This window comes from Pseudazoarcus sp. NS36 (assembly GCF_059703705.1).
The window spans coordinates 327,284-339,350 of record NZ_BAAKJA010000003.1 but is presented as its reverse complement, the minus strand read 5'-3'; the positions used below and the strand labels follow the sequence as shown (position 1 = coordinate 339,350).

Annotated in this window: 11 protein-coding genes; 2 read left to right on the top strand and 9 right to left on the bottom strand. The window is 65.8% G+C overall.

All coding sequences use genetic code 11. The features are described from left to right. Positions 1-79: 79 nt before the first annotated feature. From AC6H0R_RS06855 to ahr, 3 genes are all read right to left on the bottom strand, one after another. Positions 80-709, bottom strand: coding sequence for a hypothetical protein (locus AC6H0R_RS06855; protein WP_497580603.1), 630 nt, complete (start codon positions 707-709; stop codon positions 80-82). A 115-nt stretch (positions 710-824) separates the two neighbouring features. Further along, positions 825-2,237: a multicopper oxidase family protein gene (locus tag AC6H0R_RS06850; protein WP_497580602.1), complete on the bottom strand. Its 1,413-nt coding sequence runs from the start codon at positions 2,235-2,237 to the stop codon at positions 825-827. Between the two features lie 71 nt (positions 2,238-2,308). Then, complete coding sequence (gene ahr, locus AC6H0R_RS06845; RefSeq protein WP_497580601.1) at positions 2,309-3,325, bottom strand: NADPH-dependent aldehyde reductase Ahr; 1,017 nt, start codon at positions 3,323-3,325, stop codon at positions 2,309-2,311. 118 nt (positions 3,326-3,443) lie between these two features. Between ahr and AC6H0R_RS06840 the strand changes: the two genes are divergently transcribed. Both AC6H0R_RS06840 and AC6H0R_RS06835 read left to right on the top strand, forming a co-directional pair. Next, complete coding sequence (locus AC6H0R_RS06840) at positions 3,444-4,664, top strand: MFS transporter (RefSeq protein WP_497580600.1); 1,221 nt, start codon at positions 3,444-3,446, stop codon at positions 4,662-4,664. Between the two features lie 82 nt (positions 4,665-4,746). Further along, positions 4,747-5,514, top strand: coding sequence for a nuclease-related domain-containing protein (locus tag AC6H0R_RS06835; protein ID WP_497580599.1), 768 nt, complete (start codon positions 4,747-4,749; stop codon positions 5,512-5,514). Positions 5,515-5,520: 6 nt separating this feature from the next. On the opposite strand, the gene AC6H0R_RS06830 is transcribed toward AC6H0R_RS06835, so the two are convergent. The 6 genes from AC6H0R_RS06830 to AC6H0R_RS06805 all read right to left on the bottom strand — a co-directional run bounded on the left by AC6H0R_RS06830 (position 5,521) and on the right by AC6H0R_RS06805 (position 12,018). After that, on the bottom strand, positions 5,521-6,372 hold the full coding sequence (locus tag AC6H0R_RS06830; RefSeq protein WP_497580598.1) for an alpha/beta hydrolase: 852 nt from the start codon (positions 6,370-6,372) through the stop codon (positions 5,521-5,523). Positions 6,373-6,445: 73 nt separating this feature from the next. After that, the gene (locus AC6H0R_RS06825) at positions 6,446-7,504 is read right to left on the bottom strand and encodes a calcium/sodium antiporter (RefSeq protein WP_497580597.1); all 1,059 of its coding nucleotides are present in this window, start codon (positions 7,502-7,504) and stop codon (positions 6,446-6,448) included. Between the two features lie 73 nt (positions 7,505-7,577). Next, positions 7,578-8,657 carry a low-specificity L-threonine aldolase gene (ltaE, locus tag AC6H0R_RS06820; protein WP_497580596.1) on the bottom strand — a complete coding sequence of 360 codons (1,080 nt, stop codon included), beginning with the start codon at positions 8,655-8,657 and terminating at the stop codon, positions 7,578-7,580. 717 nt (positions 8,658-9,374) lie between these two features. Then, positions 9,375-10,148, bottom strand: a complete 774-nt coding sequence (locus AC6H0R_RS06815) for an enoyl-CoA hydratase/isomerase family protein (protein ID WP_497580595.1) — start codon at positions 10,146-10,148, stop codon at positions 9,375-9,377. Between the two features lie 65 nt (positions 10,149-10,213). Next, the gene (locus AC6H0R_RS06810) at positions 10,214-11,497 is read right to left on the bottom strand and encodes a TRAP transporter large permease (protein WP_497580594.1); all 1,284 of its coding nucleotides are present in this window, start codon (positions 11,495-11,497) and stop codon (positions 10,214-10,216) included. Further along, a complete protein-coding gene (locus tag AC6H0R_RS06805) occupies positions 11,494-12,018 on the bottom strand; it encodes a TRAP transporter small permease (protein ID WP_497580593.1) in 525 nt (174 codons plus the stop codon). Before AC6H0R_RS06805 ends, AC6H0R_RS06810 begins: the two co-directional genes overlap by 4 nt. Between the last annotated feature and the right edge of the window lie 49 nt (positions 12,019-12,067).

Genomic DNA, 12,067 nt, shown 5'->3' with positions numbered 1-12,067 from the left:
CCGTGATCTCGGGCTAGAAACCCTCTGGCTGCTGAAGAGCGCTCTGCGAGTCTCGCAGAGTAGGCTTGAATGCTCGCAATCAATTCTGTGGTTGCAACATCCGCAGCGCCGGGCCAGCCGGGGCCGTCTGGATTGCCGGAGCCGCCTGAACGCCCGTCGGAAAAACCCGCCCGCAGCACTGCCGCAGGATGGGCTCGGCCACCGACGGGTGCGCTCGCTCGATGCGCAGGTGAGCCGGCGTGTCTTCGGGATTGCCCACCGGGAGAACGAGCAGCACCGTATCTGACGAATCGCTGCCGGGCGAAGTGCGCTCAAATCCGGCGGCCATCCAGAACGGGACGTAGGCGATGCTATCGGGCCACAACAGCAGCGTCATGCGCGTGCGCCACAGATCCGAACCGCCTTCGGGCGGGACCAGCGAGAGGGTGTGGCGGCCGGGCGGGAGCTGGAGTTCGGCGTAGCCATTCTCCGGGATGGCGGCGATGCGGGTGTCGCCAATGTAGAGCACCGGCTGTTCCTGATGCAGGTCCTGGTCCTCGGAGCGAGGGCGGAAGACGTACAGCCGCGCCTGCCCCGGTTCGGGCGGGAGCGCGTTCTCGAAGCCGGGCAGGACGGGCGGGGGCGACGTGGATGGTGCAGGCGGCGTTGGCGTGGCGCAGGCCACCAGCAAAGCAGCAATGATCAGGGCGGGAAACAGCGTCCGCAACATCTGGAATCCTCGGTCCGGTTGTGAAGCCATCCTAACGGCAAACGGCCTGCATTTGCGGCGACTTGGCGTGGCTACAACAACGGCAGACGCGCCCGGCCAGAACCACAAGCGGCCCTCAGGCCTCAACGCGGAAGACGCCGCCCATGCCGCTGGCGTGATGCTCCAGCACATGGCAGTGCAACATCCAGTCGCCGGGGTTGTCGGCCTTGAAGGCGACCTCGATCCTGTCTTGGGGCTGCATCAGCACGGTGTCATGCAGCGGCTGATGCGGTTCGGGCTGGCCATTGCGGGTGAGCACGCGGAAGTGGTGGCCGTGCAGGTGGATGGGGTGGAACCAGCGCGTGTCGTTGATGAGCGTGAGGTGGCAGGTGGCGTCGCGCTGGAGCGTGAACAGCGGAGCGTGCTGGTGGTGGGCGTCGGCTGCGTGGGGCTGGCCGTTGACGGTCCACGCCATGCCCTGGCGCATCAGTCCGATCATTTCTTCGCGCGGCAGGCTGCCCATCATGCCGCCCTTGAATTCGAGCTGGTGACGCACGGCATTGGCCAGATCCGGCTCAGGCACCGGGTTGGCGGGCAAGGCCGGCGGCACGCTGGAAAGCGCTGCAGCGCGGGCCGGCTCGCCAGCCACCTTCAGCGTCATAAAGCGGTAGGCCGCTGAGGCGTAGAAGTCATCCACGATGTCGACGCCGACGCCGGCTTGCGCGGTGATGTCGAGCACCACATCGGCACGCATGCCGGGGCCAAGCGTGACGCGGTCGGCCTCGAAGGGCGCAACCGGCTGGCCGTCGAGCGCGATGATGTGCGCCGGTTGGCCGCCGAAGTTCAGGCGGAAGATGCGGCCGTTGGCAGCATTGATGATGCGCAGACGGATGCGCTCAAAGGGGCGCACCGGCTCTTCGTCCTGCAGGCTGCCGTTGATGGTGACGGTGTTGCCGATGCGGCCGTCGTGGCTGCGCGAATGGTAGTCGTCAAAACCATCGACGATGTTGCCGTCGCGGTCGAGCATCCAGTCGTCCAGCAACCACACGATCTCGCGATCCGCAGCGTAGGGTTCCGGCTCCTCAATGATCAACGCACCCGACAGCCCGCGCCCGAGCTGCTCCGGCGCATTGGCGTGCGGGTGATACCAGTAGGTGCCAGCGTCCGGCAGCGTGAAGTCGTATTCGAAGCGCCCACCCGGCGCCACCGGCGCCTGCGTCAGATGCGGCACGCCGTCCATGGCATTGGGCAGACGGATGCCGTGCCAGTGGATGGTGGAATCCTCCGCCAGCCCGTTCTCCAGCACCGCCCGCAGCCGCTCACCCTGCTTCAGGCGAATGACCGGCCCCGGCACGGTGCCGTTGTAACCCCAACAGCCTCCGACCTCGGCCGGCCCATGCGGCGCCAGCGAGAACGTGGCCTTGCCAGCCGCCAGCCGCAGGGCTTCATCGGTTTTTGCCCACGCCTTGCCGGCCGGCAGCGCCGCCCAGGCCAGCGTGGCGCCCGAAGCGGCGAGGAAATTACGGCGGGTCAGGCGGGTCTGGGTCATGGTCGGCATCCGAGGAGAGGCGGGACAATCATCCGACACAGACGCCCGAAATGCCGATCAGTTCGCCCGCTTCAGGCGAAATCCGCATCGAGCACGATGCGGTAGCGAGCCTTGCCCGATTCGAGGTGGGCCAGCGCCTCGTTCACGCGGCTCATCGGGAAACGCTCGACCTGCGGCAGGATTTTGTGGCGGGCGGCGAAGTCGAGCATGGTGGCAATCGTTGCGGGTGAGCCAATGGGCGAGCCGGAGATGCTGCGCTGCGCGCCGATGAGGTCGAAGGCGTTGACCGGAATCGGCTCCAGCACGGCGCCCACCACGTGCAGGCGGCCCTTGGGGGCGAGCGTGGCGACGAGGGCGTTCCAGTCCATCGGGACGTTGACGGTGACGAGCAGGAAATCGATCTTGCCGGCCAGTTTGGACAGATCAGCGCTGTCGCGGCTGGACACCACGTGATGCGCGCCGAAGCCGCGCGCCTCGTCGAACTTGGACGGGCTTGAGGTGAAGGCGGTGACCTCGCAGCCCCAGGCGCGGGCAAACTTCACCGCCATGTGGCCAAGGCCACCGATGCCGACCACGCCGACGCGGTGGGTGGGCTTGACGCCGAATTCCACGAAGGGCGTGAACACCGTCACCCCTCCGCACAACAGCGGGCCGACGCTGGCCGCATCCAGCCCCTCGGGCAGCGGAATGGCCCATGCGGCGTTGGCGCGCACACGCTCGGCGAAGCCGCCGTAGTGGCCGATGATCACGGCCTGGGTGTGATTGCACAGATTGTGGTCGCCGCTCATGCACGAGTGGCAGTGCATGCAGCTGTCCGACGCCCAGCCCACACCCACGCGTTGGCCGACGCGCAGGTGGCGCACATGCGAACCGACTGCCTTGATGCGCCCGACGATCTCGTGCCCGGCCACCACCGGATACACGGAGTTCATCCACTCGTTGTTCAGCACCGACAGATCGGAGTGACAGACGCCGCAGTTCTCGACCTCGATCTCCACATCGTCGGCCGCCAGCGGACCGGGGTCGTATTCGAACGGGGCGAGAGGCTGGCCGGCGGCTTGGGCGGCCCAGGCGCGGATGCGGGACATGGCGGATCTCCTGTGACGAACGCCCATCCTAAGCCCTGGCCCCGCACCGTGAAACCCACACTTGCGACAGGGACCCTGCACCCCGAACATGCGGAGCGACGCTGAAAACGGCCTTCGCATGACGACATCCTCCCCCGACGCCGACCGCCCCGCCCTGATTGAAGCCGGAACCCCGGCCTTCAAACGCGCCAACCTGGCGTTGTTCATCGGCGGCTTTGCCACGTTTGCGCTGCTCTACGCCACGCAGCCGTTGCTGCCCGAGCTGTCGCGCGTGTTCGGCGTGGGCCCGGCGTGGGCCAGCCTGGCGGTGTCGGCCGGCACCGGCGCAATGGCGCTGATGCTGATTCCGGCCAGCATCCTGTCCGACCGCTACGGACGCATGCGGCTGATGAAGTGGTCGCTGGCACTGGCGGCGGTGATCGCGCTGGCCGGCGTCTTCGTCACCGACTTCACGCAGATGGTGGTGCTGCGCGCGCTGCTCGGCGCCGCGCTGGCCGGCCTGCCTGCCGCCGCCATGGCCTATCTGGGCGAAGAGATATCACCCAACGCGCAGGGCCGGGCGATGGGCCTGTTCATTGGCGGTAACGCGCTGGGCGGCATGAGCGGGCGCGTGCTCGGCGGGCTGCTGGCGGACTTCGGTTCGTGGCGTGTGGCGCTGGCCGTGCTGGCGGTGCTGAGCGTGTTTGCGGCCATCGCGTTCTGGCGGGTGTTGCCGGCTTCTCATCATTTCCGCAAGCGCCCGGTGTCGCCGCGCGCGGTGTTTGCCGACGCCCGCACGATCTTTGCCGACAGTCATCTGTGCTGGCTTTTTGCCTGCGGCTTCCTGCTGATGGGGGCTTTCTTCGGGCTCTACAACTACGCCGGCTTCCGGCTTGAAGCGCCGCCGTATAAACTGGCGCAGAGTGCCATCGGCGCCATCTTCCTGCTGTATCTGATGGGCAGTCTGTCGTCGGCCTGGGCGGGTCGGCTGTCCGACCGCTACGGCCGACAGAACGTGCTGTGGGCCATGATTCTGGTGGCGCTGGTCGGGCTGGCAACGACGCAGTTCGCGGCACTGCCGGTGATCATCCTCGGTATCGCGCTGTACACCTTCGGCTACTTCGGCGCACACAGCGCTGCCAGTGGCTGGGTTGGCCGCCGCGCGGGCGAACGCCGCGCGCTGGCCTCGGCGCTATACCTGTCGGCCTACTATCTGGGCAGCAGTGTGGTGGGCACCTTCTCCGGGCTCGCGTGGGACAGCGGCGGCTGGACCGGGCTGACGCTGGCCGTGGGCGGTTGCCTGCTGACCGCGCTCGGGCTGGCCTTGTGGATGCGGGCCAAGGCACGCACCGGCACGTGAGCCTGCAGATACGGCGCAATGCCCTTCGGTTATTGCGCCCTGCGGCTGGTAAGGTTTGCATTGCGCATACCCGGTTACCGCCATGAACTCGTCCATCGCCCAGATCCTCGCCCCGGTCTATACCGGCGCGCTCGTACTCTTCGTACTCGCGGCGATCATCGCCATCTTCCGGCTACCAGTGGTGAAGGGCTGGTTCGGCGAGGCGCAGGGCGCGCTGGCCAAGCATCTCCTGCTCGACAAGGAGATCTACACCACGCTCAACAACATCACGATCCCCACCTCCAACGGCACGACGCAGATCGACCACATCGTGGTGTCACGGCACGGCATTTTTGTCATTGAAACGAAGAACATGAAGGGCTGGATCTTCGGCGACGAAAAGAGCGCGCAATGGACGCAGAACGTCTTCGGCCGGCGCTACCGCTTCCAGAACCCGCTGCACCAGAACTACCGCCACATCCGCGCACTGGCGGAATTCCTGCAACTGCCGGACGAGCGCTTTCATTCGGTGGTGATGTTCTGGGGCAATGCCGAACTGAAAACGCCGCTGCCCGACAACGTGCTGACGCGCGGCTATACGAGTTACCTCAAGAGCAAGCAGGCGGTGCTGTTTTCGGACGATGAGGTGAAGGCCATCGTGAGCGCCGTGCAGTCCGGCATGCTGCCGAAAACCCTGGCGACGCACCGCGAACATGTGGCCTCGCTGAAGGCGCGACACGAGAGCACCACGACCTGCCCGCGCTGCGGCAATGCACTGGCGCTGCGCACCGCCAAGTCCGGCGCGAATGCCGGCAAGCCGTTCTACGGCTGCTCGACGTTTCCGGCGTGCCGTTACATGCGCAGCGCGTAAGTCGGGCTACCGCGGGCGATCACGCTGCACGAAGTCCACCACCTCCTCCAGCGTCGGCGCAAAACCGCGCAGCGGCGGCGACAGCGAGCCGATCAGCGTGGAGTGGCCAACACGGTCGTAGTAGCGCTCGGTCACGGGCACCTTGGCCGCGCGCAGTTTGGCGGCCATGGCGCCGGTGTTGCGCTCGGGATCGACCAGCATGTCCTTGGCGGCCGCAATCAACAGCGCGGGCGGTGAGGCCGCCGAGGCATGCACGATGGGCTGCGAATCCGGCGGGGTATTGGGGTGGTGGAACACCGGCTTCACACGCGGGTTGATGATGGGCAGGAATTCATACGCACCCGCCAGTCCGATCCAGCCGGCCAGCGCATCCGGGTGGCTGCCCGCCGCTTCCAACCAGCGGGGATCCAGCGCCACCATCGCCGCGTTGTAGCCGCCGGCACTATGACCCATGACGAACACACGCTGCACGTCGCCACCATAGGCGCCCGCCTCGCGCACAGCCCAGGCCACGGCCTGCGCACTGTCGGTAAGGAAGTCCGGGTACTTCACTTCCGGGTAGACGCGGTAATCGGGAATCACCGTGAAGATGCCGCGCGCGGCCAGCGCGTGGCCGACAAAGGCATAGCGCTCACGCGAGCCACCCCGCCAGCTGCCGCCGTAGAAGAACACCACGACCGGGGCCTTGCGCGCGTCAGGCGGGGCATACACATCCAACTTGCGGCGCTCACCCTCGCCATAGGCAATGTCGCGCGTCTCGCGCACGTCCTCGCCGGTGCCGAGCGCATTGATGATGCGCAGCGGCGAACAGGCCGTGAGCACCAGCGACAGCAGACTCAGCACGAATACACGTAGCATCGATATCAACACAGCACCTCGTTGGCAAACTGCAGCTTCAGAGCGCAACGTGGCAGATGTGTTCCCCGGGGGGTCAGCGCACGCCGCTGCGGTCGCGCATCAGCGATACCACCAGCGTGACGACGGTAAGCGGCACGACAAAGCCGAGCATCACCAGGCTGTAGGGTGCGAGCAGCGCATGCTGTTGTGCCATCAGCGCCAGATAGGCCGCGTAGGCAACGTAATACAGCACGAACAACGCCCCTTCCCAGCGTGCGATGCTGCGTCCGGTGAGGAATACCGGCACGCAGGCGACAGCCACGGCGAGCATCACCCAGGCATCGAAGTTCATCACGGCATCGGCAATCGGCAGGCCGCCCGGCGCAACCAGTGCGGTCACGCCGATACAGCCGAGGATGTTGAATGTGTTGCTGCCGACGACGTTGCCGATGGCGATGTCGCGCTGGCCACGCAGCGCCGCTACCACCGAGGTCGCCAGTTCCGGCATTGAGGTGCCTGCGGCGACGATGGTCAGGCCGATGACCAGATCGCTCACCCCGAAAGCGCGCGCAAACGTGGTCGCGGCGGTGACCAGCCAATCGGCGCCCAGCACCAGCAGCGCCAGGCCGGTGGCGATCAGCAGCAGTTGCCACAGCACGCCGCGCTGCTTGGTCGCGACCGGCGTGGCTTCGACGCTGTCCTGCGCCCCGGCGGCACGCGACTGCACCACGAGAAAGACCGTGTAGGCCACCAGCAGCGCCAGCAGGACGAGCCCCTCGAACACGCCGATGACGCGGTCGAAGGCCACGACGATGAGCAGCAGCGATGCGCCGATCATGATCGGCACTTCCTGTCGTACGACCTGGGTGCTGACCGCCAGCGGCGCGATCAGCGCCGACACGCCGAGGATGAACAGCACGTTGAAGATGTTGCTGCCGACGACGTTGCCGACCGCGATGCCGCTCTCACCCTCCAGCGCGGCGCCGATCGACACCGCCAGCTCCGGCGAACTGGTGCCCATCGCGACAATGGTGAGGCCCACGACCAACGGCGAAACACCGAAACCGGCCGCCAGTCTTGCCGCGCCACGCACCAGCAATTCGGCGCCGAGCACCAGACAGAGCAGTCCGGCTAAAAACATCAGGATGACCATGCGCTGCCCCCTTGCGTGACGGGATGAGCATGAGTCGAGGCAAAACGTAGCGCAATCGCGGCTTACCGCATTGTCAGAACGCCGCGGCGATCTCCACCGCGCGCTCGACATCGGCGCGGTTCACGTCGAGGTGGGTGATCCAGCGCACGCGCTGGACCTTCTTGCTGGCCGACTGGTAGGGACCGCCGGACACCTTGATCTTGTGGCGGGCAAGGTGGGCGAGGAATTTCTCGGAAATCTCGGGCGAGACGTCGATGAACAGGATGTTGGTGTTGGCGTCCGGCACCTCGATCAGCCCGGACAGCTTCGGGTTGCCGGCCACCGCCTGACTCAGGCCGTCTGCCAGATGGCGGGCATTGGCGTGGTCGTCCGCCATGCGGCGCACGTTGTTTTCCAGCGCGTAGATGCCGGCCGCGGCCAGCATGCCGGCCTGACGCATCGAACCGCCCAGCATCTTGCGCACGCGCTTGGCTTGCGCGATGAAGGGCTTGCTGCCCAGCACCAGCGAGCCGACCGGGGCGCCCAGACCTTTGGACAGACACAGCGACACCGAATCCCAGCCCGCGCAGATCTCGTGCGCGCGATCCACCGGATGCCCGCCGTCCACCTCGGTGCGCGCCACGGCGGCGTTGAACAGGCGGGCGCCGTCGATGTGCGTGACCAGCCCGCGGCGCTGGGCCAGCGCCAGCACGTCGCGCATGTACTGCGGCGGAAGCACTTTGCCGCCGGTGGTGTTCTCGAGCACGACCAGGCGGGTGCGGGCGAAGTGCGGGTCGTCGATCTTGATCGCGCCTTCGATGTCGCCGAGCAGGATCGTGCCGTCGGGCTGGTTTTCCAGCGGCTGCGGCTGGATGGAGCCGAGCACCGCCATGCCGCCGGTTTCCCAGCGATAGGTGTGCCATTGCTGGCCGACAATGGCCTCGTCGCCCCGTGCGCAGTGGCACATCATCGCGATGGTGTTGGTCTGCGTACCGCTGGGCGCGAACAGCGCGGCCTCGAAGCCGAGCATCTCGGCGGCCATGTCCTGCAGGCGGTTGACCGTCGGATCGTCGCCCAACACGTCGTCGCCGAGCGGCGCTTCGACCATGGCCTGCTTCATCTCGGGCGAGGGCTGGGTGACGGTGTCGCTGCGGAAATCAAGGGTTTTGTTCATGGTCGTGATTTCGGTTGGTGGATCAAGAAATAAGGTTGTGGTCCATCAGGCAACGTCCTGCTGCATGCCTCGACTGGCCGGGATTTCGCCCCGGCAGGCGACCTTCTTTCTTGTAGTGCAACAAGAAAGAAGGCAAAGAAGTGCACCCTCCTCACCGCCCCTTCGGGGTTCCTTCGCTGCGAGCACTCCCGGCGGCCGGCCTTGCGAACTCGCTTCGCTCAAACAGCAAGGCCGGAAGGCCCCGCCGTGAGCACTCTTCGCTCAGCGGCTCAGAAGGGATCGGAAAACAAGACGTAATCTGCCCGTAGTCGCCAGTTCGTTGTTCGAGCGGGTCCGCTGGCACCCTCGTCCCCTCTGGCTCGCCGAGCGGAGGGTGGTTTCGCCGGGGAAGTCCGGTCCTGCTGTCCGAGCGAAGCGAGTTCAGGACCGGCCGGTGAAACCGCCCGAAGCGAGGGAAGCCCGAAGGGCCGAGACGGCGGGGCACGTTTCTTTGCCTACTTTCTTGTCGTGCGACAAGAAAGTAGGTCGCCCGCCGGGGCGAACTCCCGGCCGGTCAAGCCATGAAACACCGACTCCCGCCTATGTTGCCGCAGCATCAGCACAAGCGACGCCATCCTCTCGCCTCAGAAAACCGGGTGCGGCCGGGAGGAGCCGCTTTGTTCCAAACCGGCTCCAGCGCGTTCATTCCGGACGTTAGCGCGATTTGCTGGGCGCCGCTCATCGCCCCGTCCAGGCCGGACTGCGCTTGTTCACGAAGGCATCCACGCCCTCGCGGAAGTCGGCGCTGCCGTAGCAGGTGTGGATCAGGTCTTCGCCGGTCGGCAGGTCGTGATTGACCAGCCGGCGCAGGCCTTCCTTGACGGTGCGCTGCGTGACCGGCGCGAGTGCGGCCAGACGCGACACCAGCTTGGCGGCAGCGGCATCAAGCTCGGCCGGCTCGCACACTTGCTGCAGATAGCCGCAGGACAGCGCCTCGGCAGCATCGGGCATCTCGGCCAGCATCAGCATCCGCTTCAGGCGCTGCTGGCCGAAAGCGGCATTCATGCGCGCGAGGTTGGCAATCGACAGCGTGTTGCCCAGCGTCTTGGCAATCGGCACGCCGAAACGCGCGCCGGTTGTGGCCACGCGGAAATCGCAGGCCGTGGCAATCGCCAGCCCGCCGCCTACGCACCAGCCTTCAACGATGGCCACGGTGGGCATCGGCAGGCTTTCGAGCAGGCCGATGCAGGCGTCGATCTTGCGTTCGTAATCCACGCCGGCGTCGCCGTCGAAGTCGCGGAACTGCTCGATGTCGGTGCCGGCCACGAAGGCCTCGCCACCCGCGCCGCGGAAAGTGACCACGCGCACGCTGGCGTCTTCACGCAACTGCTCGCAGATCTCGCCAAGCCGCGCGTACATCGCCCAGGTCATGGCGTTGCGCGCCTGCGGACGGTCGAACACCACGGCGGCCACGCCGCCTTCGATGCTCAGATGAACAGTGCCTTCACTCATAGCAATCTTCCATGGAAACGGCCCGGGACAATGCCCGGGCCGGGGTTTGCGTCAGCACGCAACGATCAGCGGTAGAAGTATTCCACCAGGAACATCGGGATCGCCGGCACGTAGGTGACCATCATCAGCAGGAAGAACAGCACGCCGATGAAGGGCAGGTTCACCTTGGTGACCTTCCACATGTCCGCCTTGGCGATCGAGCACGAGGTCGCCAGTACCGAAGCCACCGGCGGCGTCTGCTGACCGATGCCGAGGTTGAGCGTCACGATCAGGCCGAAGTGCACCGGATCGATACCCACCGCGTTGACCAGCGGCAGCACGATCGGCACCACCAGGATGATGGCCGCCGCGGAGTGCAGGAACAAGCCGCAGATCAGGAAGAACACGTTGAGCATCGCCAACACGACGTACTTGTTGTCGGTGAATGCCGTCATCGATGCAGCGATCTGTTGCGGCATCTGCAGTTCGGTCAGCAGGTGGCCGAGCAGCGCGGAGGCTGCGACCAGCAACATCACCACTGCGGTCTGGATGCCGCCGTCGAGCATGGACTCGTACAGGTGCTTCCAGTTGAGCTCACGGTAGATCACGCCACCGATGAACAGCGCCGCGAGCACGGCCAGGGCTGCGCCCTCGGTGGCCGTGACCCAGCCACCGAAGATGCCGCCGAGAATGATCAGGGGCAGGGTGAAGGCCCAGCCGGCGTCCTTGCCGGTTTCGCGGAGCTTCTTCCAGCTGAACACTTCCTCGACCGGGTAGTTGTAACGCACGGCATACCAGTAGGCGAGGCCCATCATCATCAGGCCGCCGACCACGCCCGGCACGATGCCGGCGACGAAGATCTGCACCACCGAGGCATCCGCCATGACCGCATACAGGATCATCGGGATGGACGGCGGAATGATCACCGCCAGCGTCGCGGACGAAGACGTGACGGCTGCAGCGAACTCCTTCGGATAGCCCTTCTTCTTCATGGCCGGGATCAGGATCGAACCCATGGCGGCCACGTCGGCCACGGCCGAGCCGGAAATCTCGGCGAAGAACAGCGAGGTGCCGATGTTGACCATCGCCAGACCGCCCTTGATGCAGCCGAAGATGGCCGAGGCAAAGGCAATCAGACGACGCGACAGGCTCGACGAGTTCATGATGGCGCCGGCCAGGATGAACAGCGGAATGGCCAGCAGCGGGAAGTTCGTGGCGCCGGAGAACATCGTGATCGCGGCCGAAAGCAGCGAATCCATGCCGTGCGAGGCGATCATCATCACCATTGCGACGACGCCCAGCGCAACGCCGATCGGCACGTTGATCAGGATCAGGGCCACCAGGCCCAGGAGCATCAGAAGACCGGTCATTTTTTCAGTGCCTCCATCAGCTCACGCTCTTCGGCATCGATGATGCCTGTGCCTCGTGCCTGCTCCAGTACCTCGGGCAGGCTGAACAACTGCGCCATGATGAACAGCACGGCACCGACCGGAATGACCGACTGGGTCAGGCTGGTGGGGATGTTGCGCATGGTGACCATGGTGTCGCCCTCAAGAATGACGATCACCTGATAGCCGTACCACGCGAGCAGTGCGAAGAAAGCGATGACGATGGCCTCGGCGAGCAGCACCACGGGCACACGCATGCTCGGCTGCAGCGAATTGACCAGGCCGGGAAAGCCGATGTGGGCGCGCTTGAGTGCAGCCAGCGCTGCGCCGTAATAGGTGAGCCAGGCGAGCAGGATGGATGCCCCCTCGTCATACCAGACCAGCGACCAGCCCATCTTGCGGTAGAAGACGCCCATCAGAACGATGACCGTCAGCGTGACGAGCAACGTGATGACGATGGTCGTCAGCAAGCGCTCGAATACTGCTCTTAAGGTGGAGAACACGATTCTTGAATCCTGGAAAGTTGAAGCAAGGCCGAGGGGCGAGGCAATT

Excerpts from the sequence above, each read along its gene's own strand:
- AC6H0R_RS06855 (WP_497580603.1), bottom strand. The coding sequence starts at position 709 with ATGTTGCGGACGCTGTTTCCCGCCCTGATCATTGCTGCTTTGCTGGTG.
- AC6H0R_RS06850 (WP_497580602.1), bottom strand. The coding sequence starts at position 2,237 with ATGACCCAGACCCGCCTGACCCGCCGTAATTTCCTCGCCGCTTCGGGC.
- ahr (WP_497580601.1), bottom strand. The coding sequence starts at position 3,325 with ATGTCCCGCATCCGCGCCTGGGCCGCCCAAGCCGCCGGCCAGCCTCTC.
- AC6H0R_RS06840 (WP_497580600.1), top strand. The coding sequence starts at position 3,444 with ATGACGACATCCTCCCCCGACGCCGACCGCCCCGCCCTGATTGAAGCC.
- AC6H0R_RS06835 (WP_497580599.1), top strand. The coding sequence starts at position 4,747 with ATGAACTCGTCCATCGCCCAGATCCTCGCCCCGGTCTATACCGGCGCG.
- AC6H0R_RS06830 (WP_497580598.1), bottom strand. The coding sequence starts at position 6,372 with ATGCTACGTGTATTCGTGCTGAGTCTGCTGTCGCTGGTGCTCACGGCC.
- AC6H0R_RS06825 (WP_497580597.1), bottom strand. The coding sequence starts at position 7,504 with ATGGTCATCCTGATGTTTTTAGCCGGACTGCTCTGTCTGGTGCTCGGC.
- ltaE (WP_497580596.1), bottom strand. The coding sequence starts at position 8,657 with ATGAACAAAACCCTTGATTTCCGCAGCGACACCGTCACCCAGCCCTCG.
- AC6H0R_RS06815 (WP_497580595.1), bottom strand. The coding sequence starts at position 10,148 with ATGAGTGAAGGCACTGTTCATCTGAGCATCGAAGGCGGCGTGGCCGCC.
- AC6H0R_RS06810 (WP_497580594.1), bottom strand. The coding sequence starts at position 11,497 with ATGACCGGTCTTCTGATGCTCCTGGGCCTGGTGGCCCTGATCCTGATC.